This is a genomic window from Micromonospora sp. NPDC047557, from assembly GCF_043205095.1.
Taxonomy (GTDB): domain Bacteria; phylum Actinomycetota; class Actinomycetes; order Mycobacteriales; family Micromonosporaceae; genus Micromonospora.
The window spans coordinates 110371-134369 of record NZ_JBIDDK010000017.1 but is presented as its reverse complement, the minus strand read 5'-3'; the positions used below and the strand labels follow the sequence as shown (position 1 = coordinate 134369).

9 protein-coding genes and 2 pseudogenes are annotated in these 23999 nt (G+C 70.6%); 7 read left to right on the top strand and 4 right to left on the bottom strand.

The window, feature by feature from the left end:
• Positions 1-4: 4 nt before the first annotated feature.
• Genes ACGGAQ_RS29045 through ACGGAQ_RS29025 form a run of 5 tightly spaced genes read left to right on the top strand, consistent with a single transcriptional unit; the run spans position 5 to position 11583 of the window.
• Positions 5-4555: an amino acid adenylation domain-containing protein gene (locus ACGGAQ_RS29045; protein WP_393054657.1), complete on the top strand. Its 4551-nt coding sequence runs from the start codon at positions 5-7 to the stop codon at positions 4553-4555.
• Positions 4555-6453 carry an amino acid adenylation domain-containing protein gene (locus ACGGAQ_RS29040; protein ID WP_393054655.1) on the top strand — a complete coding sequence of 633 codons (1899 nt, stop codon included), beginning with the start codon at positions 4555-4557 and terminating at the stop codon, positions 6451-6453. The genes ACGGAQ_RS29045 and ACGGAQ_RS29040 overlap by 1 nt, the downstream gene beginning before the upstream one ends.
• Positions 6450-9548: an amino acid adenylation domain-containing protein gene (locus tag ACGGAQ_RS29035; RefSeq protein ID WP_393054653.1), complete on the top strand. Its 3099-nt coding sequence runs from the start codon at positions 6450-6452 to the stop codon at positions 9546-9548. The genes ACGGAQ_RS29040 and ACGGAQ_RS29035 overlap by 4 nt, the downstream gene beginning before the upstream one ends.
• Positions 9545-10819 carry an MFS transporter gene (locus ACGGAQ_RS29030; protein WP_393054651.1) on the top strand — a complete coding sequence of 425 codons (1275 nt, stop codon included), beginning with the start codon at positions 9545-9547 and terminating at the stop codon, positions 10817-10819. Before ACGGAQ_RS29035 ends, ACGGAQ_RS29030 begins: the two co-directional genes overlap by 4 nt.
• Positions 10816-11583: an aspartate/glutamate racemase family protein gene (locus tag ACGGAQ_RS29025; protein ID WP_393054649.1), complete on the top strand. Its 768-nt coding sequence runs from the start codon at positions 10816-10818 to the stop codon at positions 11581-11583. The genes ACGGAQ_RS29030 and ACGGAQ_RS29025 overlap by 4 nt, the downstream gene beginning before the upstream one ends.
• On the opposite strand, the gene ACGGAQ_RS29020 is transcribed toward ACGGAQ_RS29025, so the two are convergent.
• Together ACGGAQ_RS29020 and leuS are read right to left on the bottom strand one after the other, a co-directional pair.
• Positions 11546-17521 (bottom strand): amino acid adenylation domain-containing protein, encoded by a 5976-nt coding sequence (locus ACGGAQ_RS29020; protein ID WP_393054683.1) that lies wholly within the window; start codon positions 17519-17521, stop codon positions 11546-11548. The two genes, ACGGAQ_RS29025 and ACGGAQ_RS29020, sit on opposite strands and share 38 nt — an antisense overlap.
• A gap of 201 nt (positions 17522-17722) precedes the next feature.
• Positions 17723-20188, bottom strand: a complete 2466-nt coding sequence (gene leuS, locus ACGGAQ_RS29015; protein ID WP_393054647.1) for a leucine--tRNA ligase — start codon at positions 20186-20188, stop codon at positions 17723-17725.
• Between the two features lie 206 nt (positions 20189-20394).
• Here leuS and ACGGAQ_RS29010 point away from each other — a divergent pair.
• Positions 20395-21009 (top strand): annotated as a pseudogene (locus tag ACGGAQ_RS29010) (metallophosphoesterase); the annotation flags it as partial.
• 112 nt (positions 21010-21121) lie between these two features.
• On the opposite strand, the pseudogene ACGGAQ_RS29005 reads toward ACGGAQ_RS29010, so the two are convergent.
• Positions 21122-21316: pseudogene (locus ACGGAQ_RS29005) on the bottom strand (cation:proton antiporter); the annotation flags it as partial.
• Between the two features lie 569 nt (positions 21317-21885).
• On the bottom strand, positions 21886-22560 hold the full coding sequence (locus tag ACGGAQ_RS29000; RefSeq protein ID WP_393054645.1) for a hypothetical protein: 675 nt from the start codon (positions 22558-22560) through the stop codon (positions 21886-21888).
• Between the two features lie 172 nt (positions 22561-22732).
• Here ACGGAQ_RS29000 and ACGGAQ_RS28995 point away from each other — a divergent pair, with 172 nt between their 5' ends.
• Positions 22733-23887, top strand: coding sequence for a glycosyltransferase family 39 protein (locus tag ACGGAQ_RS28995; protein WP_393054643.1), 1155 nt, complete (start codon positions 22733-22735; stop codon positions 23885-23887).
• The last annotated feature ends 112 nt before the right edge of the window (positions 23888-23999 follow it).

Genomic DNA, 23999 nt, shown 5'->3' with positions numbered 1-23999 from the left:
GCAGATGACAACCGATCCGGCTCGCAGCCGCCTCCGGCGGGCGATCCAGGCCGCTACCGAACAGCGGATCGCCGAATCCGCCATGGTGACGGCGCGAGCCGGGCGCGAACCCGTCGTCTCGTACGCCCAGGCCCGGTTGTGGCTCGCGGAGCGTACCCGGGAACCGAGCCCTGACTACAACGTGCCGTTCGCCTTCCGCCTCTCCGGGCCGCTGGACGTGGACGCGCTGCGCGCCGCCGTCACCGACGTGGTCGGCCGCCATGAAGCGTTGCGCACCACCTTCCCGGAACGCGACGGCCGTCCCGCCCCTGTCGTGCACCCACCCGCTCCGGTACCCGTGCCCCTGGTCGACCTGTCCGGCGTGCCCGCCGCCGGTCTGGTCGACCAGGTGGTGGGTGCGGTGGTGTCGGGTGTGCTGGATGTGGAGGTGGGGCCGTTGGTGCGGGTGGTGTTGGTGCGGGTGGGTGTGGGTGAGCACGTGCTGGTGGTGGTGGCGCATCACTTGGTGCTTGATGGTTGGTCGGTTCCGGTGTTGTGGCGTGAGTTGTCGGTGGCGTATGCGGCGCGGGTGGTGGGTGGCGTGCCGGTGTTGCCGGTGTTGCCGGTGCAGTATGCGGATTTCGCGTGGTGGCAGCGGTCGTGGTTGGAGTCGGGGGTGTTGGCGGGGCAGTTGGCGTTTTGGCGTGGTCGGTTGGCGGGGTTGGAGCGGGTGGAGTTTCCGTCGGATCGGGTGCGTCCGGTGCGGGTGGGTTCGGCGGGTGCGGTGGTGGGTTTTGGGTTGGGTGCGGAGGTGGTGGGTCGTCTGCGGGCGGTGGGGCGGTTGTGTGGGGCGACGTTGTTCATGGTGTTGCAGGCGGGGTTGGTGGGGTTGGTGCATCGGTTTACCGGTGCGGTGGATGTTGCGGTGGGTACGCCGATGGCGGGTCGTGGGCGTGCTGAGTTGGAGGATTTGATCGGGTTCTTTGTGAATACGGTGGTGTTGCGGTCGGATGTGTCGGGGGATCCGTCGTTTGTGGAGTTGGTGCGGCGGGCGCGGGTGGGTGCGGTGGAGGCTTTCTCGCATCAGGATGTGCCGTTCGAGCGGTTGGTGAAGGAGTTGGCGGGGCGGCGGGACGGGTCGCGTAATCCGTTTTTCCAGGTGATGTTCTCGGTGGATGAGGGTGTGTCGCGGGGGCCGGAGTTGCCGGGCCTGACCACCACACCGATGCCGCTCATCCCGGAGCACACCGAGTTCGAGCTGGGAATCGCGATCGAGGTCGACGGCGACGACCTGTCCGGCAACGTCATCTTCAAGACCGACCTCTTCACCGCCGAGACCGCCGAGCGCATCGCCGCGCACTACGTGACGCTGTTGGAGAACGTCTCCCGGGAACCCGAGAAGCCCCTCTCGCTCGTCGACCTCCTCGCCCCGCGTCAGCGGGCAATCGTGCTGAGCCGCGGTGACGGCGGCGACCGCGACGCGGACGAGTCCTTCCCAGCGGCGTTCCTGCGGCGGGCGGCCGAGCACCCCGGAGCGCCGGCCGTGACGGGGCCTGGAGGCACGCTGACCTACCGCGAGCTCGCCGCTCGGGCACACGCGATCGCCTGCGCGCTGCGCGAGCATGGAGCAGGCCCGGAGACGGTGGTCGCGGTACAGCTCGAGCGATCACCCGAGATGATCGCCGCCGTTGCCGGGGTGCTGCTCGCCGGAGCTGCCTTCCTCCTGCTTGACCCCGACCAGCCGGTGCTGCGCCGTCAACGGATGGTGCGTACGGCCGACGCGCGGATCGTCGTCACCCGGCCCGCCCTCCTCGACGGGGACCTCGGCGAATGGTCGTCAGTGCTCGACCCTGCCGCCATCGCCTGGCAGGGGCACGAGCCGGCGCCCGCCCCCGCCCCGGTTCATCCCGATCAGCTCGCCTACCTGGCCTTCACCTCCGGAACAACCGGCGAGCCCAAAGGCGCGATGCTGACCCATCGCGGACTCGCCGCGCTGAGCCGGGAGATGTGCCGCCTTCTCGGGCTGGGACCGGGCGAGGTACAGAGCGCGCTGGCATCACCGGCGTTCGACATCGTGATCGCCGAGATCCTCGCACCCCTGACCGCCGGGGCGGCGGTCGCGCTGCTGCCTCGCGGTGTGGCGGGGGACGGCGTGTCATTCACCGCCGCGGTGGATCAGTACGGCGTCACGGTCGCCCTTGCCACCCCGGCGACCTGGTCCTTGTTGCCGGCCGGCTGGCGGCGACCCGGCCTGCGGGCCATGGCCGGTGGCGAGAGCCTGCCCGGCGACCTGGTCCGTGACCTGCTCGGCCGGGTCGGCGAGCTGTGGAACGGATACGGGCCGGCCGAGACCACGGTCTCCGCCACCGCGTACCGGATCAACCAGCTTCCGCCCGGTGCGCCGCTTCCGCTCGGAGGGCCGATGCGCGGCTGGTCGATCCGCCTGCTCGACGAGAACGGTTTGCTGTCACCGGATGGCGTGGCCGGAGAGATCTACATCGGCGGGGCCGGAGTCGGGCGCGGATATGCCGGCCAGCCCGGCCTCACCGCGGAACGTTTCGTCCCCGACCCCTTCGGGCCGGCCGGCTCGCGGGTGTACCGCACCGGGGATCGTGCCCGCTGGACCGAAGCGGGCGGTTTGGTGTTCCTCGGCCGCTGCGACACGCAGGTCAAGATCCGCGGCCAGCGCATCGAGACCGGCGAGGTCGAGGCGGCGCTCGGCGAGCATCCCGCGGTGCGGCAGGCCGTCGTTCTCGTCCGGGGCGAAGGCGAGAGCGCCGAGCTGACCGCCTACGTGGTCTGGCAACCGAGCGCCGAGATGCCGTGGGGACGGCTGCGTCAGGACTTGCGTGCCACATTGCCCGACCACATGGTGCCGACCCGGATGGCAGCGCTCATCCGGCTGCCCGTCACCCCCAACGGCAAGGTCGACCGGTCCGCGCTGCCGCCCGTCGACAGCGGATCGGCGGACACGCCGTACACACCGCCCCGCGACGATCTGGAGCGGGCGGTGGCCGAGATCTGGGCCGTCCACCTGGAGACCGAGCGCGTCGGCCGCGACGACGACTTCTTCGACCGGGGTGGGCACTCGCTGCGGGCCGCCCGGGTGGTCGCCGACCTGAACAGGAAGCTCGGCGTCGACGTTCCGTTGAGGGAGATCTTCCAGAATCCGGTGCTGTCCGCCTTCGCCGCGACGGTGCGCACCGCCGCGCAAGTCACCGCGATCCCGCGCCGTCCGCCGGGCCGGCCGTGCCCGCTCTCCGCCGCACAGCAACGCATCTGGTTCCTGGTCAAATACGAGCCCGGCCGGAGTGACTACAACAGTCCCGCGATCCTGCGGCTGTCCGGGCCGCTGGACGTGGACGCGCTGCGCGCCGCCGTCACCGACGTCGTCACCCGTCACGAGATCCTCCGCAGCCGGGTCACCGAGATCGACGGCGACGCCTACCTCGAGACCCTGGACGCGTCCACCGTCACCGTCGAGTACCACACCGCTTCCGGCGATCCGGACGCGCTGGTGGGTGCGGTGGTGTCGGGTGTGCTGGATGTGGAGGTGGGGCCGTTGGTGCGGGTGGTGTTGGTGCGGGTGGGTGTGGGTGAGCACGTGCTGGTGGTGGTGGCGCATCACTTGGTGCTTGATGGTTGGTCGGTTCCGGTGTTGTGGCGTGAGTTGTCGGTGGCGTATGCGGCGCGGGTGGTGGGTGGCGTGCCGGTGTTGCCGGTGTTGCCGGTGCAGTATGCGGATTTCGCGTGGTGGCAGCGGTCGTGGTTGGAGTCGGGGGTGTTGGCGGGGCAGTTGGCGTTTTGGCGTGGTCGGTTGGCGGGGTTGGAGCGGGTGGAGTTTCCGTCGGATCGGGTGCGTCCGGTGCGGGTGGGTTCGGCGGGTGCGGTGGTGGGTTTTGGGTTGGGTGCGGAGGTGGTGGGTCGTCTGCGGGCGGTGGGGCGGTTGTGTGGGGCGACGTTGTTCATGGTGTTGCAGGCGGGGTTGGTGGGGTTGGTGCATCGGTTTACCGGTGCGGTGGATGTTGCGGTGGGTACGCCGATGGCGGGTCGTGGGCGTGCTGAGTTGGAGGATTTGATCGGGTTCTTTGTGAATACGGTGGTGTTGCGGTCGGATGTGTCGGGGGATCCGTCGTTTGTGGAGTTGGTGCGGCGGGCGCGGGTGGGTGCGGTGGAGGCTTTCTCGCATCAGGATGTGCCGTTCGAGCGGTTGGTGAAGGAGTTGGCGGGGCGGCGGGACGGGTCGCGTAATCCGTTTTTCCAGGTGATGTTCTCGGTGGATGAGGGTGTGTCGCGGGGGCCGGAGTTGCCGGGCCTGACCACCACACCGATGCCGTCGCCGGTGACTACGGCCAAGTTCGATCTCAGCTTCTCGCTGCTCGCCGACGACGACACCATCGACGGCACGATCGTCTACCGGACCGAGCTGTTCGATCGGGAGACCGTCGAGCAGATCGCCCATTACTACACCGCGCTGCTGACCAGTGCCGCTGCGGATCCCAGCCTTCCGGTGTCAGTCCTGCAGCTCACCGGCGACGAGCCGGAACCGAGCACTCGCGACGAACGGAGATCATGATGACCACGGTCGATCGGACTGAGGTGCTGGCCCCGGCCGGGGCCGCCGAGGTGCTGTTCCCGGGCGCAGAAAGGCTGATGCACGAACTCTTCCATGACCGGGCCGGCCTCGATCCGGATGCCACCGCGATCGTTCACCCCGGTGGCTCGATGACCTACCGGGAGTTGCAGCGTCACGCCGACGAGGTGGCCGACGGGCTGCTGGCGGCCGGCCTCGCGCCGGGCGAGATCGTCGCGGTCGTGGTGTCGAAGGGCTGGCAGCAGATCGCTGCCGCGCTCGGCGTGCTCGGAGCGGGCGGCGTCTTCGTGCCCATCGATCCGGACTTCCCCGCGGAGCGGATCCGGCGCCTGCTGGACCACTCGCAGGCGCGTGCGGCGGTTCTGGCCGGCGATGCCGCCGTGCCGCCGATCCCGGCCACCATGACGCGGGTCGTCGTCGGTGACCCGCCCGGCCCGCTCCGGGCCGGGCGGCCCCGGGTGCCGGTGAGCCCCGACGATCTGGCGTACATCATCTACACCTCCGGTTCCACCGGACAGCCGAAAGGCGTGATGATCTCGCATCGGGGCGCGGTGAACACGCTGCTGGACATCAACGACAGGTTCGGCGTCGGGCCCGGCGACCGGGTCTTCGCGGTGTCGTCGTTTACCTTCGACCTGTCCATCTACGACTATTTCGGGACGCTTGCCGCCGGCGCCACGATCGTGATCCCGCCCCGGACGCCGCTGCCCGACCCGTCCGTCTGGCTCGACCTGGTCGTCCGGCACCGGGTGACCGTGTGGAACTCGGTGCCGGCGCTGTTGCGGATGCTCGTCGAACTGGCCGAGAGCCGTGGCGGAGGCGAACGGATGGCCAGCCTGCGTCTCGTGCTGCTCAGCGGCGACTGGATCGGGGTCGACCTGCCCGACCGGCTGCGCGCCCTGGCGACCGGGGCGACAGTGGTCAGCGCCGGGGGCGCCACGGAGGCGTCGATCTGGTCGATCTTCTACGTCGTCGACCGGGTGGATCCGGGCTGGCGCAGCATCCCGTACGGCAAGCCGCTCGCCAATCAGCGTTTCCACGTGCTCGACGAGCAGGGCCTCCCGTGCCGGCCCGGAGTGCCCGGCGAACTCTACATCGGAGGGATTGGCGTCGCGCAGGGCTACTGGCGTGACCCGGAGCGAACCGCGGCCGCCTTCGTCGTCGACGATCGGCTGTCGGATCGCCTGTACCGGACCGGCGACATGGGCCGGTACCTGGACGACGGCAACATCGAATTCCTCGGCCGCCGCGACTTCCAGGTGAAGATCCAGGGATTCCGGGTGGAGCTCGGCGAGGTCGAGGCGACGCTGCGCGCTCACCCCGGCGTGCGGGACGCGGTCGCCGTCGCCCGGGCCGACCAGGTCGGTGACCGGCGCCTGTTCGCGTACACCACCACATCGGACCCCACCCTCTCCAGCGAGGACCTGCGTGCCCACCTGGGCACCACGCTGCCCGGTTACATGGTCCCGGACGCCATCGGGGTGCTCGACCGGATGCCGTTGACGACCAGCGGCAAGGTGGATCGCTCGGCGCTGCCGGAGATCGTCGTCGAGGTGCCGGCCGGGGTGCCGGCCGCACCCGCGTCCGCGATCGAGGAGGTGCTGGTCAGCGTCTGGGAGGAGACGCTGGGGCAGCCGGGGCTGGGCGCCGACAGTGACTTCTTCGCCGTCGGTGGCAACTCGCTGCGCGCGTTGCGCCTGGTCGCTGCCGTGAACGCGGTGTTCGTCGTGGAGGTGGCGGTGGGCACGCTGTTCGAGGCCGCCACGCCGCGGGCCTTCGCCGCGGTATTGGCCGCCGACCCGGAGATCGGCGATCGCGTCCGCAGGGCCTCCGAGGAACTGGTCCGTGCCGCCGGCGAATCCCCCCGAGGAGACGAGTGAACCAGGACCACGAAGGCTTCCACCCGCTCGCCGAGCGGGTGGCTGCGCGGGCTACCACCGATCCGGGCGCCGTCGCGGTCGTCGACGGCGATCGCCGCTGGTCGTACGGCGAACTACAGGAGGCCGCCGACGCGGTCGCCCGGCAGGTGATCGCGTCGGGTGCCGGCCCCGAGCGGATGATCGCGGTGGTCGCCACCCGCTCGGCGGAGTCGATCGCCACGATGCTGGGCGTGTGGCGGGCCGGCGCCGTCGCCGTGCCCCTCGACGCGCGCCAGCCGCCGGAAACGCTGAATCGAATGTTGCCTGCCGTGCCGATCGCCGGCATCGCCGTTGGCAAGGCACCTGAGCTGCGCGGGGTGTCGCACTGGATCGGCGACGGGAACGCTACCGGCCCCGAGGCCACCCCGGACCGGACCGCGGGTTTCCCCGTCCTGTCGCCGGATTCAGCCGCCTACGTGGTGTTCACCTCCGGATCCACCGGCGGGCCGAAGGGCATCGTCGGCCACCACGGCGGTATCGCGAACTACTTCGACGACCTGGACGAGCACGGGACGCTCACCCCGGCCGACCGGGTCGTCCAGCTGACCGACCCGTCATACGACGCCTCGCTGCGCGACACCTACTACCCGCTCACCGCCGGGGCCACCGTGGTCGTCGCGCCGGACGGCGGCCGTGATCTGGAGGCGGCGGCCGCGCTGATGCGCGACGCCTCGGTGAGCGCCGTCCTCGCGTTGGTTCCGTCGCTTGCCCGGGAGCTGTGCAGGCTGTCCGATGCGCTACCGGCCGTCAGAACGGTGCTGCTCAGCGGCGAGCGGCTGCACCGGTCCGACCTGTCCGGGTTGCGGCGGGTGTTCCCCTCGGCGGATCTGGTGAACATGTACGGGCCGAGCGAGGCGACGCTGACCACGACGGCGTACCGGGTGCCGGCCGACGGCGGGCCCGGCGACGACGTGCCGATCGGCGGCCCGATCCGGGGCGCCGAGGTGCGGCTCCTTGACCCGCTGCTGCGCCCGGTGCCGGCCGGGCTGGCCGGAGAGATCTACATCGCCGGGAACGGGGTCAGCCGGGGCTACTGGAACCGCCCAGGCCGGACCGCGGCCGTGTTCCTCCCGGACCCTCGGGTGCCGGGCGGCCGCATGTACCGAACCGGGGATCGGGCTCGCCGGCGCTCCGACGGCACCCTGCAGTTCCTCGGCCGGACCGACGACCAGGTCAAGATCCGTGGTCATCGGGTGGAGCCCGGCGAGGTGGAACGGGCGCTGCGCGAGGTGGTTGGCGTCCGGGAGGCGGTCTGTCTCGCCGAGACCGCCGGCACCGGCGACGTGACGCTGGTGGCCTACCTGACGCCGGTCGATCCACGGCGGCCGCCGGAGGCCGCCGGCCTGCGCCGGGAACTGGCCCGGACCTTGCCGCAGGCAGCCCTGCCCACCGCCTACCTCGTGGTCACCGAGCTACCGCGCACCGCCGGAGGGAAGGTGGACCGGCGCGCGCTGCCGGCGATCACGCCGTTGCCCGCGCCGGCGGCACCGATCCAGCCGCCACGCACGCCGGACGAGGCCGCTGTCGCGGCGATTTGGTCGGAACTGCTGGGCGACGTCGAGTTCGCCGTCGACCAGAGCTTCTTCGACCTCGGCGGACACTCGTTGCTGGCGATGCGGCTGGCCGGCCGGATCGGCGCTGCCTTCGGGGTCCGCTTCCCGGTACGGACGATCTTCGACGCGCCGACCGTGGAGGCGCAGGCCGAGGCTGTCCGGCGCCTGCCGGCCGGGCACGACGCCGCCCGGATCGTCGCACCGCCGGGACCGGCGCACCGTCTCTCACCCGCCCAGAAACGGGTGTGGAAGATATGCCGGGCGGTGCCCGACAGCAGCGGTTACCACGTCAGTGGCGTCTTCCGGATCAGTGGCCGGCTCGAACCGGAGCTGCTCGACCGGGCGTTCACCCACCTGTCCCGGAGGCACGACGCGTTCCGCACCAGCTTTCCGGTGGTGGACGGTGAGCCCCGAGCGTTCGTCGGTGAGCCGTCCGAGATCCGGGTGCCGGTCGACCACCTCGGCGACGCGGCGCCGGACGATCAGGTGAGCCGCTGGGTGCGCAGCGTCGCCGGTACCGGATTCGACCTGGAGAAGGGGCCGTTGCTGCGCGTCCGGCTGTTGCGGACCGGTGACACCGAACACGTGCTCTGCGTCGTGGTGCACCACATCGTGTTCGACGGCGCCTCGATGGGAGTGCTGCACCGGGAACTGGTGGCGGCGCTGGCCGCGTACCGGGGTCAGGGCGACCTGCCACGGTCCGTGCCTCGGCCGTTCGCCGAGATCGCCGACGAGCGGGCCGCCGCGGCGGCCGGGCCGGAAGGTGCGGCCGCCGCCGCCTTCTGGCGTGCCCGGATCGACCCGGAGGCCCGGCTGATCCCGGATCTACCGGACGGATACCCGTTCCTGAACCCCGCCGACGGCGAGCGGCGGGTCCGGAGCATGGTGCTCGACGCGGCCGCGACGGCCCGGCTGGCCGCGTACGCCGGGGCTCACGGCTGCACACCACCGATGGTCCTGTGTGCCGCGTATGCGCACGCGCTCGCCAAGTCGTGCGGGCGCACGCGTTTCACCGTCGCGATGCCGGTCACGGGCCGTCAAGCGCCGGAGACCCGGGACACGATCGGGTACCTGGCCGGCACCGTGCTCGTGCCGGTGGATATGGCAGGGCACGACTGGCCCGGTCTGCTGGAACAGGTACGCGGCCGGATGCTAGACGCGTACGAGCAGGTGGACGTGCCCCTGGAGAGCCTGGCGCCGTCCGCGCTGACCCCGGAGCTCAGTCTCGCTCAGGCGCTGTTCAACGTACAGGAGATCGTCGAGGTTGAATCCGCTCGGCCTGGCTTCGATATCGTCGCAGCCGACCTGGAGGCTCCCAGGTCGCGCCACCCGCTGGCGCTTTACGTGTACCTGAGAGGACCGGACATCCACATGTCTTTCGTCTGTGACGCGGCTCGTTTCAGCGATCGCTGGACCGGCGTTTTCGTCACCTCCGTGCGGCAGGCTCTCGACGACGCGTTCGGCGCGACGTCGCCCACGACGTCGCGGGCGGGATCGCGTTGAGCGCCGGCGAGCAGGTGAACACCGGGAACCGGTCGGCGGTTCCGTTCTGGACGGTGCTGACCGCACACGGGATCTCGCTGACGGGCAACGCCATGACGATCCTCGCGGTGCCGTGGTTCGTGCTCACCCTCACCGGCAGCGCAACCCAGACCGGCCTGACCGCCGCGATCGCCTTCCTGCCGATGGTGCTCGGCCTGACGCTGGGCGGCGCCGTGGTGGACCGGGTCGGGCACCGGCGCGCCAGCATCGTCTGCGACCTCGTAGCGGGGGTGATGATCGGGCTGATCCCGGTTCTGCACCGCTTCGACGCGCTCTCCTTCCCGACGCTGCTGCTCCTGGTGTTCGTGGCGGCCCTGTTCGACACGCCCGGCAATACCGGTCGGCAGGCCATGCTTCCGGACCTGGCGGAGCAGGCGGCCATGCCGATCGAGCGAGCCACCAGCTTCCTCGGGGTGCTGGAACGTTCGGCCCGGATGGTCGGCGCGCCGCTGGCCGGTGTGTTGATCGCGGTGATGGGGCCGGTCAACGTGCTGGTTCTGGACGCCGCGACCTTCCTGGTCTCAGCGTTGCTGGTCGCGCTGGTCCGGGTTCCTGGGACCGGCCGGCCGGCCGCCGCCGCGTCCGGTTACCTGGCCGAGCTCAAGGAGGGATTCGCCTTCACCGCCAGGGAGCCGCTGCTGCGGGCGATCGCCCTCCTTCTCGCCGTGACGAACGTGCTGGACGTGGCGTACTCGACGGTGGTGATCCCGGTCTACGCGGACGAGGTTCTGTCCGGAGCCGGCTCCGCGGGCCTGCTCATCGGTACGTCGGCGTTCGCCGCGGTGCTCGGTGGCCTCGCGTTCGGCACGTACGGGATGCGACTGCCCCGCTGGCAGTTGTTCGGCATCGCCTTCGCCCTCGTCGGCGTTCCCCGCTGCCTGATCCTGGCGGCCGAGCCGGGCCTGCCGGTGCTGCTCGTCGTGGTGGTGGCCACCGGTTTCTGCTCAGGTGTGCTGAATCCGATCCTCAGCAGCGCCGCCTACCAGCGGACACCGGCTGACCTGCGGGCCCGGGTGCTGGGCGCGGTCTTCTCCGGAGCGTTCGCCCTGGTTCCGCTCGGCCCGTTGCTCGGCGGCGTGCTGCTGGCCGGCGGCGGGCTCCGTACCACGCTGTGGGTCTTCGCCGCCGGCTACGCGCTGGCCGCGGCCACTGTGTTCACGATGCCGGTCTGGCGCACGCTGGGCCGGCCTCCGGCGGCGACCACGGCGACCGGAACGGAGCGTCCCGCGTGACACATCAGCTGCCGTGGCAGCAGCTGGGCGGCATCGGCATCATCGGCGGGCTGGGCCCGCTTGCCGGTGCCCACGTCTACGAGTGCCTGGTCCGGATGACCCCGGCCGTCTCCGACCAGGAGCATCCGTCGGTGGTGCTGCTGAGCCGGCCGTTCCCGAGCCGGATCGCGCATCTCGGCGCCGCCGCGGAGTCGCCGCTGCCCCAGCTGGTCGACGCGGCCCGCAGCCTCGGCTCGCTGGGATGCACCGTGGTCGGGCTGGCGTCGGCGACCACCCATGCCTACCGGCGAGCGATCGAGGAGCAGGCCGGCGTTCCGATCGCGGACGGTTTGCGTGAGGTCGCCGGCGAGCTGCGCGCCCGAGAGGCCTCCGCGGCCGTGGTGCTGTGCACCTCCGCGGCGCGGCAGGTCGGACTCTACAACGACGTCTGGCCGGACGGGGTCGCGTTGCGCTACCCCGCTCCGGCCGAGCAGACGGTCGTCGACGGCCTGATCGACAATGTCAAGACCGGTGCGATCCGGGCCTCGGACGCCGCTGTTCTGCACGATCTGATCCTGCGGCACACCGACGAGTCGACCGTCGTGGTGCTCGGTTGTACCGAGTTGCCGGTGCTGTGGGTGCCGCGGGAGCGGGCCAGCCGGGTGGTGTCGGTGTCGGACGCCATCGCCGGTGCGGTGCTGGCCGCAGCCGGGCTGGCTGACCGGCGCCGGCACGGATGCGGATGCTTCAGCTCGCGTCCGAGGGATATGGGCTCAGCCGCTTGAGAACCCCGCTGACGGTCCCGGCCGAGCCGTCGGCCAGGACCGTCAGCGCCGTCCCCAGGTTCGCGGCGAGTGCCGCCAGATGCTCCGGAGCGACGCGGGCCCGGTCATAGCGCAGCTGTATCTCGATCGAGGCGCCCGGTGCGACCAGCACCCGGATCGGATAGCTGATGGTCTCCTCCACCCGCAGCACCTCCGCGGACAGCCCACCGAGCTGACTGCGGATGTTCTCGTCCATCGGATAGTTCTCGATCACCAGAATGCTGTCGAACAGCGGCGCCCGCGCCGGGAATCCGCTCCAGCTCTTCACCTGGGCCAGCGAGGTGTGCTCCGAGGGCATCTGGGCGCGTTCCGCCTGCAGTGCCCGTAGCCACTCGCCGACCGGCTCGTCCCGGTTCACACGGACCCGCAGCGGCAGAGTGTTGATCAGCAGCCCGATCATGAGCTCGATCCCGGGCAGGCCGCTGCGCCCGGAGACGGTGACCCCGAAGACCACGTCACCGGCGTCCTGGTACCGGGCCAGGGCAAGCGCCCACGCGCCCTGCAGGAGGGTTCCCTGGGTGATCTGCTCACGCCGTGCGAATGCGTCGGCAAGACCGGCGAAGCCGGTCGGCAGGGGCACGTCCAGAGCGCCCTGCCCGGCGCCGCCCGGCGGCGGCCCGATCGGCAGCGGGGTGGGACCGGTCACCCCTTCCAGGTGTGCGATCCAGTAGTCCCGGTCCTGGTCGTTCCGTGTGCGCCGCTGCCAGTCGATGTAGTGCCGGAACGCGGGCCGGGCCGGCAGGCGCAGATCGGCTCCGAAACGCAGGCGACGGTACGCCGTCAGCACGTCCGCGAGAAGCATGACCACACTCCAGCCGTCCAGCAGGACGTGGTGACACTCCAGGACGATGCGCCAGTTCGCCGAGGCGGTCCGGATCAGTGTGATCCGCAGTAGGGGTGCCCGGTCCAGGGCCAGCGGGTCCCGGCGGCCGTCGGCGAGCAGCTGGTCCAGTGCATGCGCCTGCTCCCCGGCCGGTCGACCGGCCCAGTTCAGCACTTCCACCGGCAGTCGTACCTCACGCTCCACCACCTGCATGGGCTCCCGGACCGTCTGCCAGGAGAGCCGGGTACGCAGGACCGGGGTCCGCCGCACGATCTCCTGCCAGGCCGCGGCGAGCGTGGGCGCATGCACGTCTCCCAGCTCCCAGCTGGCCTGGGTGAGGTACATCGCCGCGTCCGGCGCGGTGAGGGTGTGGAACAGCAGGCCCTCCTGGATCGCCGAGAGGGGATAGATGTCCTGGACCTCGTGTCCCGGTCCGAAGTGCCGGGACAGCTCCGCTGTGGTCAGGCCGGACAGCGGGAAGTCACCGGCGGTCAGCGCGGCGGCCCCGGGCAGGCGGGAGAGCTCGACGAGCTCGTCGACGAACGCGGCGAAATGCGCGGCGATCGTACGGATGGTGACCTCGTCGTGGATCGCCGGCTCGTAAAGCCAGCGCACGAGGGCACCGTCACCGGTCAGATACGCATCGGATTCGATCAGGTGGGTACGCGGCCGTGACGGCGTCGCGGCCAGCCGCAGCGGCTCACCGACCGGCGTGAGCAGGCTGCCCGGCGCACCGTCGCCGTCCAGGCTGCCCAGGAAGTTGAACAGGTACTCGCCGGTGGCGTTCCCGGCGACCCAGCCGAAGCCCAGGCCGCGGTCGGGTGTCCGGTGGAGCTCCTCCTTGACCGCCACCAGCTCGGCGGCCGCGTCCCCGATCCCCGCGTTCGCGACCACCAGGGGGTAGAGCGAGGTGAACCAGCCGACCGTGCGGGTCACATCCACCCCCTCCAGGACGTCCTCGCGGCCGTGTCCCTCCAGATCGACCCGGATCTGCTCGGCGCCGGTCCAGCGGCGCAGGGCGGCCACGGTCGCGGCGATGAAGATCTCGTGCGGCCGGACCCGGTACGTGCGGCCCACCTCGGTGAGCGCGTCCGTCACCTCCTTCGACACGTGCAGGACGAACCGCCTGGCCGTGCCGTAGGCGGGCGCCTCCGCGCTCGTCCGGTCCCGGGGCAGCCGAGGAACCGGCACGGCCAAGCGATCCCGCCAGAACGCCTCCTCGGCCACGCCGGTGCGGGCGGCACGCGCGGCGAGTCCTTCGCTCCACCTGATGAAGGAGGTGGTCGGTACCGGTAGCTCCACCGCGCGGCCTGGCTCGCGGCAGAGTGTCTCCAGCTCGGCCACCAGGATGCGCCAGGAGACCGCGTCCACGCCAAGATGGTGCGCCATCAGCACGAGCAGGTGGCTGTCCCCGTCGGACACCAGCGCGCCTTCGACGAGCCGGCCCTCGCTGGGCCGCAGACGGGCCACGGCCTCGCGCACCCAGGCCTCAGCCGCGTCGTCGAGGTCGGCACCGGTCCGGATCCGGTTCAGCAGCGCGGCCTGCCGAGACGGCATGACCTCCTGCGTCCAGGTGCCGGCGGTCTGGCGGTACCTGGTCCGCAGCGCCGGATGCCGCTGGATCAGCTGCCCGATCGCCCGATCCAGGTCGTCGGCGCCGAGACGGGCGGGGACGGTCAGGCACACGTATTGGGCGAGGCTGTCCTCGTCCCGGCCGCCGGTCTGGAGATACAGCCGCTGCATCGGGGTGACCACGGCCGGCCCGGCCAGGGCGGTCTCCGGCCGGGACCGGGGACCGGCGGCCGCTTCCGCGATGGCCACCAGGGCCAGCTCGCCGATCGTCTGGTACTGGAAGATCTGGTTCGGGGTCAGCTCCAGACCTTCGCCCTGTGCCCGGGCGACGACCTCGATGGCGCGGATCGAGTCGCCGCCGAGCGTGAAGAAGTTGTCGTCGGCGCCTACCCGGTCGAGTCGTAGCACCTGCTCCCAGATCCGGCTGAGCGCCAGCTCGGTATCGGTACGTGGCGGCACATGCTCGGGCCGGTCCCCGGGATGCGGCGGTCGCAGCGCGGAGACGTCCACCTTGCCGTTGTGGTTGAGCGGCAGGGCGTCCAGCACGACGATCCAGGTGGGCACGAGGTAGCTGGGCAGCCGCTCGGCGAGGTGGGTGCGCAGCACCGACTCCAGCCGGTCGTGCTCGCGGCCGGGCTCGACGACCACGTAGGCGACCAGCTGTTTGGCATTCGAGGACACGGGCAGCGCCACCACCACCGCCTGCCCCACCGACGGATGCTCGGCGAGCCGGGTCTGCACCTCCCCGGGTTCGATACGGTGGCCGCCGATCTTCACCTGGTAGTCGGCACGCCCGGCGAACTCCAGCGTGCCGTCGGGCAGCCGGCGCACCAGATCGCCGCTGCGGTACGCGCGACTGCCCGGCGGCCCGTACGGGTCCGGGACGAACCGGTCAGCGGTGAGTCCGGGTTGGCCCAGGTAACCGCGAGCGAGCTGGACACCGGCCAGGTACAACTCGCCGGTGACGCCCACCGGCACCGGCAGCCCGGCGGTGTCCAGGACGTACAGCCGGGTGTTCCAGACCCCCCGGCCGAGGACGACACGGCGGCATCCGGGATCCAGCGGCCAGGTGGTGGTCTGCACCGAGACTTCGGCCGGGCCGTACTGGTTGTGCAGGGTCACGCCCTCGGGGAACGCCGCGTAGAAGTCGGCCACCAGGTCGGTGGTGAGCGGCTCGCCGCCGCAGATGACCTGCCGGAGCCGATCGCAGTCCCGGGCGGCCGGCACCGCCATGAACGCCCGGAGCATCGTGGGCACGAAGTGGATCGTCGAGACCTGGTGCTGCTTCACCAGCCGGGCCAGGTAACGGGCGTCGCGCTGCCCGCCGGGACGGGCGATCACCACAGCGCCGCCGTAGACCAGCGGCCAGAACACCTCCCACACCGACACGTCGAAGCTGTACGGAGCCTTGTGGACCATCCGGTCGGCGGGAGTCATCCGGTACTCGTGCCGCGCCCACTCCAGCATGTTCACGATGCCTCGGTGCGGAGTCACCACGCATTTGGGCCGCCCGGTCGAGCCGGAGGTGAACACCCCGTAGGCCAGGTTGTCAGCGGTGGAAATCCGCGGGGGTGGCTTCGGAGCACCGGGTTCGACCTCGTCGAACGCCACGACGGTGGCGGGCTGCCGGGACGGGACGGCGTCCAGCAACCCCCGCTGGACCAGCAGCATGCCGGCTCCGGAGTCGGTGATCAGCGCGGCCAGGCGTTGCGGCGGCTGGTCCGGATCCAGCGGGAGGTAGGCCCCTCCGGCCTTGAGGATCGCGAGCTGGGCGACCACGGTGGCCGGTGACCGGTCGGCGAGCAGACACACCAGGTCGTCGGCGGTGACGCCGTTCGCCCGAAGGCGGTGCGCCAGCCCGTTGGCCCGTTGGTCCAGCTCCCGATAGGTGAGTTCCACGGTGTCCGCCACTACGGCGACGGCCTCTGGGTTCCGCCGTACCGTGGCTTCCACGAGGTCGTGCAGGCACGGTCCCGCACTGATCGGATGCTCGGTCCGATTCCACTCGGTGATCAGCTGGCGCAGCTGCGGCTCGGCGACAGCGGGCAGCGTGTGCACCGGCCGTTCGGGGAGATCGGCGACGCTCTCCAGGAGGGTGCCGAAGTTCGCGGTGAACCGCTCGATCGTGGCGGGATCGTAGAGCTCGGTCGCGTACTCGACGGTGCCGCGCAGCCCATCCGGGTGAGCGGTGATCGCGATCGACAGGTCGAACTTGCTCGTGCCGGTGTGGGTCGCCATCGGTTCGACCGTGACGCCGGCGAGACTCGGCAGGAACTCGGCCTCCCCACCGACCGGCTCGGCCACCTGGAACGAGATCTGCGCGAGTGGCTGCCGGCCCAGATGCCGTTCCGGTTTGAGCGCCTCGACGAGCGTCTCGAACGGCAGGTCCTGGTGGTCGTACCCGGCCAGCGCGGTCCGGCGCACCCGCCGGAGCACCTCGGTGAACGCCGGGTCGCCGCTGAGGTCGATGCGGAGCAGAAGATTGTTGACGAAGAACCCGATGAGGTGCTCCAGCTCCACCCGGGAGCGGCCTGCGACCGGCGAGCAGACCACCACGTCGGTCTGGCCGGTGTACCGGGCCAGGGTGGCGGCGAAGCCGGCCAGCAGCACCATGAACAAGGTCGCGTCGTGTGCCGTGGCCAGGGCGCGCAGCCTCGCGGTGATCCCGGCCGGCACGGTGAACTCGTGCGTGGCGCCGGCGAACGTGGGCATCACCGGGGCGGGCCGATCGGTGGGCAGCGTGAGCATTCGCGGCGCATCGCGCAGCTGCTCGGTCCAATAGTCCAGGTCGCGGCGGGTCCGCTCGCCGATTAGCGACTCGCGCTGCCAAACTGCGAAGTCGGCGTACTGCACCGGCAGCGGCGGGAGATCGGGTGCTGCGACGCCGCGGGCGCGGTCGTACTCGGCGGCGAGCTCACGGAACATCACGCCCAGCGACCAGGTGTCGGTGAGGATGTGATGGAACGTGAGGAGCAGGACGGTGTCGTCATCGCCGAGCGGCACCAGAGAGACACGGAAGAGCGGTCCCTGCTCCAGATCGAACGGGATCTTGGCCTCGCGGTCAGCGATGTCGGCCAGACCCGGTCGTGCACCGTTCGACGCGACGTGGACCAGCGTGACGGGCACCCGCTGGGCCGGTCGGATCACCTGTTCAGGCACTCCGTTGCGGGAGGAGAAGGTGGTCCGGAGCACCTCGTGCCGGGCGACCAGGCGGGTGAGCGCTTCGGCCAGCGCCTCCCGGTCCAGGCGCCCGCGCAGGCGGTAGGCCAGGGGCGCGTTGTACAGCGGCGTCCGGGATATCAGCCGGTCCAGCGTCCAGAGCCGCTGCTGTGCGGGAGAGAGCGGCAGCGGCCCTCCGCGGCTGGCCGGGGTGATCCGGTCGGCCGCGACGGGCGTCGTCGTGCCCAGCATCGCGTCCAGCAGGCGCCGGCGCTTCTCGGACAGGTCCGGGCGCCTGATGTCAGCCGCCGGTGCCGTCCTGTCGTCGATCGGCTGTGCCGTCATCACGTCCGCCTCCTCGTCCCCGCGGCGGCCGGCCACCGCGATCGCGGGTGGCGGGTGGCAGCCTGATAGCGAGCCGACTATCCATCAGCTCACGGGCATCACCCGGCCCGAACGCTGATCAAGGATTGGAGCCGACGCCGCTGGTCCGCCCACGGCGGGCACATGTGCGGCGTTTCGCTACGGTTCTGGTACGGAGACCTGTCAGCGCTTGGTCACGACGTTAGCGATCCGGGGCGCCCTGATCACGACCGTGGCGATCTCCGCCTCTCCGACGGCCCGGCGGACCGGCGCAGACGCCAGGACCAGGTCGCCCAAATCAGCCTCCGAGATCGAGACGGACACCTCGGCCTTGTCGCGAACCTTGCCGTTCACCTGGAACACACAGGTGGTGGTCTCCTGGACGAGCAGGGCGGCATCGGCCTGCGGCCAGTGGGTGACGGTCACCGACGGCTGGTGGCCGAGGATCTCCCAGCACTCGTCGGCGGTGAAGGGTGCGAAGCAGGAGAGCATGCGTACGAGTGCCTCGACGCCCTCCCGGATCACCGGATCAGCCGCGCCCGAGGACTCGAAGGTCCGGCGCAGCAGCGTGGTCAGCTCCATCAGCCGGGCGACGGCGACGTTGAGCCGCCGGTGCTCCATGGCCTCGGTGGTGGACGCGATCAGCCGGTGCACCGACCGGCGGGCCTCCGGGTCGCCCGGTACCGTACCGACGGGTTCCGCACCCACCTGGGCGGCCAGGCGCAGCACGCGATTCAGCCATTTCACCGATCCGCTGGGGGAGACGTCCGCCCAGTCGATGTCGTCCTCCGGCGGACCCGCGAACAGCATGGTGACACGTACCGCGTCGGGGCCGTGCTCGGCGATCTGCTTCTGCAGCACCACCAAATTGCCTAGGGTCTTGCTCATCGCCTTGCCGTTCATGATCACCTGACCCTGGTTGATCAGTTTGGTGAACGGCTCCACGAACGGCACCAGCCCCAGGTCGTGCAGGACCTTGGTGATGAAGCGGGCGTACATCAGGTGACCGGTGGCGTGCTCCTTGCCGCCGATATAGACGTCGACCGGCAGCCAGCGCCGCACCGCGCTGGGATCGAACGGGCCCGCGGTGTGATGCGGTGCCGGGTACCGCAAGAAGTACCAGGAGGAGTCGACGAAGGTGTCCATCGTGTCGGTGTCACGCTCGGCCGGTCCGCCACAGCGGGGGCAGGATGTCCGTACCCAATCCTCCGCGCTCCGCAGGGGCGAGCGGCCACCGTCCGGCCGCAACTGGTAGCCCTCGGTCGGCAGCTCGACCGGCAACTGGTCGTCGGGCACGGGCACCTCGCCGCAGCCGGCGCAGTGGATGATCGGGATGGGGGTTCCCCAGTACCGCTGGCGGGAGAGCAGCCAGTCGCGCAGCCGGTAGGTGACGGCCGCGGTGCCGGTGCCCTGTTCCTCGAGCGCTGCGATGATCGCTTCAGCCCCGGCCGCGACCGTGAGCCCGTCGAAGGGGCCCGAGCCGATCAGCGTGCCGGTGGCGGCGCTGGGCTCGGCGTCCCCGGTGTCGATCACCGTCCGGATCGGGAGGTCCTGCGCCCGGGCGAAGTCCAGATCCCGCTGGTCGTGCGCAGGAACGGCCATGATCGCGCCGGTGCCGTAGTGGGCCAGCACATAGTCGGCGGCGTAGATCGGCAGGTGCTCGCCGTTCACCGGGTTGACGGCGTACCGGCCGAGGAAGATGCCGGTCTTGGGCCGGTCGGTGGCGAGCCGCTCGATCTCGGTGGCCGAGGCTGTCCGGGCGCGGTACTCCTTGAGCTGGGGCCTGTGCTCCGGGGCACACAACTCGTCGGCCAGTGGCGCGTCCACCGCGACCACGAAGAACGTGGCCCCGAACAGGGTGTCCGGCCGGGTGGTGAAGACACGGACCGGCTCATCGCGTCCGATCACCGTGAAGTCGATGTGCGCGCCGGTCGAGCGCCCGATCCAGTTGCGCTGCATGCCGAGGATCTCGGCGGGCCAGTTGCCCTCCAGCGCCACCATGTCGTCCAGCAGCCGCTGGGCGTAGGCGGTGGTGCGAAAGAACCACTGGGTCAGGGCACGCTGCACCACCTCGGTGCCGCACCGCTCGCAACGGCCGCTGATCACCTGCTCGTTGGCCAGGACCGTCAGGTCGTTCGGGCACCAGTTCACCGCAGCCTGCTTGCGGTACGCCAGGCCCTTCTCGAACATCCGCAGGAAGAGCCACTGGTTCCAGCGGTAGTACTCCGGGTCCGAGGTGTGCAGGCGGGTTCGCCAGTCGAACGAGATGCCCAGCCGGCGGAACGACTCGGCCTGGACGGCGATGTTGTCGTAGGTCCAGGCGCGGGGGTCCAGCGACCGTTTTAGGGCGGCGTTCTCCGCGGGCAGCCCGAAGGAGTCCCAGCCGATCGGGTTGAGCACGTTGTGGCCGGTGAGCCGCAGGTATCGGGCGAGCGCGTCACTGATCGAGTACACCTCGGCGTGCCCCATGTGCAGGTCGCCCGAGGGGTAGGGGAACATGCTCACCACGGAGGAGCGCGGTTCGTCGTCCGCGCCGTCGCCGGCCAGCCCGCGCGCTTCGGAGACCCGCAGCTCGTCCCAGATCGGGAGCCATTTCTCGATGAGAGACGACGGGTCGTGGGTCTCGGAAGCGAATTCAGCCTTGCTCATCGCGGTGCGGGCTCCGTCCGGCGTTTAGGCGACATTCGGGAACAGGATGCCACAGTGGTCACCGCTGTTCGGTTAGCACCATTCATGATCGAGTGCCGGAGTCCGCAGTGGCGGGCCGGCCATCGGGACTGGCAAGATCATGGCATGGCCGGTTCCCTGTTCGCGGTCCGCGACCTGCACGTCTCCTACCCGGAGAACCGTGAGCACCGTCGGATCCGGTGCGATTGCGTGGCGAGGAGCGCTACCAGGAGCTGGTCCGGATGTGCCGGGAGAACGGTGTGCACACGCCGGAGGATCCCTACCCCGTGTTCCCCGGCCCGGGCGGGCAGGTCACGGTCGTTCAGATATTTCAGCTGTACGACTACTCGTTCCAGGTTCCGGGAGTGACCAGTAAGGAGGAGTCACTCGAACGCGCCTACGACCGAGGTGTCGTCTGCACCGACGAGATGCTGCTGCACCCCGATCCGTACCCGGACCGTGAGTCGTGGTGCCACGCCCGAATCGACGAGACCACGGCACGGCTCGACGCGCTGCCGGACGACACGGCCACGGTGCTGGTCAGTCACTGGCCGCTGCGGCGAGAGCCCACCGACGTGCTGTGGTACCCGGATTTCGCCCAGTGGTGCGGCACCGAGCGCATCGCCCAGTGGCACCTGCGGTACCGGGCGGTGGCAGCGATCTACGGACACCTCCACATCCCGCATACGACCTGGTATGACGGCGTGCGGTTCGAGGAGGTCTCCTGAGGCTACCTGCGGGAGTGGCGCAGGAGGACACCGGACCGCCCGCCCGTGCGGCGCGTTCTGGGGCCGGAACAGTGAGCCGGAGCCGCTGCCCGGCGCTGGGCGTCCACTCAGGCGCCGCTGACGGCCGGCGCCGGCTCGGCCAGCGGTCGCACCTGCCCGTCCCGACCCCGAGGAGCTGAAGTAGCGGCCCGGCCATCGCCGTCGTCACGATCGCCATGACCACCATCAACGAGTACAGCTCGGTGTCCAGCAGTCCGAGTTGCAGGCCGACGGTGAGAATGATCAGTTCGGTGAGGCCACGGGTGTTCATCAGGACCGCGAGGATCGCCGGCTGCCGGCCGGGCAGGCGGTGCAGGCGAGCGGCGAGGTAAGCGCCACAGATCTCCGCGTTGCGGGAACACCTCGTTGCATCGCGTTGGTCGGCGCTGGATGCTCTGGCGCTGTGCGCGGTTGTGGTGAATTTCAGAGTTCGACGAAGGCGGTGAACCTAGCGCGCTCGCTACCGAAGAACGCGAGCGGCACGGGTTGCCGTCAACGCCGGTCGACTGAAACTCACCAGGACCCCTGCGGTGGGGCTCAAGCTTCTGCCTGCACGTTCATTTCGGTCAGTCGATAACCGAGCCAGCTGGCTGGCAATATTGGACCATACGCGGCCCGACTTCGATTCATGCTCACGCCCGGTAATGAGCGCGCGAGGTTGAGCCAACCCTGAACGTGCCGTAATCTACGAGCATGTGCACCCGAAATGGAGCACCGATGATACGTACAAGAGCTTCCCCCCTCGGACACAAACCATTGCCCCACGGTGCGCGCTGAGATCCACTGCAGCGCGCACCGTTTGCGTTTCAGGCTGGTAGTTCAGCCGGACCCCCCCGAGGTCATTGACGAAACGTGCGCCAGAGCCTGGAATTCACGACCAAAGCCAGTCATCGGTCAGTTGCCGCAGTGCCGTTAGCGAGTAGCTGTCGTGCGTTGGCGGCCCAGCGGATCGCGGTGCCTTCGCCGGATCTGACCTGGCCGGGCGGCGTGGACGGCCGCGAGGCTCACGCAGAGTCTCGCCTGTGGAGTGGTCGCGGCGGCGACGCTTGCGGTGATCTCGTCTGGCCGCAGCGGCTGCCGGACCGGGTCTGGTGCTTTCGAAATCGAGATCGCGTGGGTCGGGTTCCGGAAGATCAGCTTGTGGGATTTGGCCCAGCGGAACAATGCGCGTAGTGCCGTTGCCGCGCTCTCCCGGCGTGTTCCACGCGGAGTGCCGAGGTAGATGAGGACATCGTCGCGAGTGACTTCGCGCAGGTGGCCGTGTTGCGGCCAGTGTGCGGCGGCGTCCGCCGCGTGGCCGAGGTGGGCGCGAACGGTCTTTTCGTCGCGGGGGCGGTGGCGAGGGCACTCGTCACGCAGCAGGCGTGCCCAGGTGAGCAGGTCGTGGCACCAGGAATGGAGATTGGCCACCTTCGAGGCCATGAGGTTCTCCAAGGCTGCCGGCCTGTCGTCGTCGAGGACATCCATCGCGGCGAGGATCTCGATGACATGGTCGAGGTTGCTGAAGTACTGGGCGGTGAGGGCGTTGAGGTAGACCTCAACGTCCGGGTGATCGCCGATTCGGGGCTTATGCCGCATCCGAGTCATCTGTCCTGTTCTGTTCCCTATGCTCCAGTGGACACCCGTACCCGATCCAGGAGTCCGGCCGGTCCTGCGCCGCGTGCTGCCCACGCCGCGCGTACGCCCGGCTCGCGTCGCCGTGGGGCGCGCCCCCGCCGCGGTGTGCACCGCCGGATCCGACAGAGATGCGTGAGACACGATGAAGGACGCGGACACCATAGTCCTGCCCCGGCTGGCGTCGACGGAGGTCGACGTCGAGGACCCCTGGGGTGAGGACCACGCGATGGTCACCCAGGCGACGACCGACACCGGCCGGTGGCGGGTCACCGCCTGGCTGGTGCCGGCACTGTTGACGGTCGCGCTCTGCCTCCTGCGGGCCGGCGTGGCCACTCCGCCGGGCGGCGGCACCCCGGGCCTCGCCGGTTCGCCGCTGCTGCGCTGGTCTGCGGAGGTGCTCGGCGCGTCCGGCCCGGCGATACGGGTGGTGTCGATGGTGGCCGTCACCGCCGCCGCGGCCCTCGTCGGGCTCCTGGCGGCCCGACTCTTCACGCCGCGGGTGGGCCTGCTGGCCGGCGTGATCTTCGCGCTGCTGCCGACGTCGACCCGGTACGCGCAGGAGATCCAGCCGTACGCGCTGACGGTGTTCGCCGCCGTGCTCGCCACGCTGCTGCTCGTGCGGGCGGTTGACCGGCCGACGGTCGGACGCTTCGCCGGCTACGGCGCCGCGGTGCTGCTGCTGGGCCTTTCGCACGGTCTCGCGCTGCTGTTGCTCGCCGGGCACGGCTGGTCGATGTTCGTCTTCCGACGCGGGGTGGTCGGCCGGTGGTCGGCGGTCGCGATCCTCGGCGCGCTCCCCGCGGCTGTCGCGCTGGGGCTTACCAGTGGCGTCGTCGGCGGCGGGATCGCGCGGGGGTCGGAGCCCACTCTGGACGTGCTGGCCGCGACGCCCCGGAACCTCTTCGGCGTCACCGCCCTGGGGGTCGTGCTGGCCGGGTTGGCGCTGTTCAGCCTGCCGCTGCGACGCTCCGCCGCCCTCTACACCGCCTGGGCGGTGGTGCCGCCGCTGGGTCTGCTGCTGGTCGCGCAGGCGACGCCGGTCTGGGTGCCGGAGGTGCTGCTCTTCACGCTGCCCGCGTGGGCCACCCTCGGCGCGGTCGCGCTGGCGCGGGTGCGCGCCGGGTGGTGCGCGGTCGCCCTGGTGGCGATCGCGGTGCTTGGCGCCCCGGCGCAGCTGGCCCGGTCCACGCCCGGAGGGCGCGAGCGGGCGACCGGCGATCTCACGAGGGTCGTTCACTTGTGGACGCGACCCGCCGACGGTGCGACGGCACGCGAGGCGCACCACGCCGGTGGCTGAGGAGAGCGCGGCTCATGGTCATTTACGCAACTAGCCCGTTCTAAGCAAATTGTCCGAATAGCATCAGCTCCGGTCGAGTTCGAGTCGGGCAGAAATCCATGGGGGCAATGTG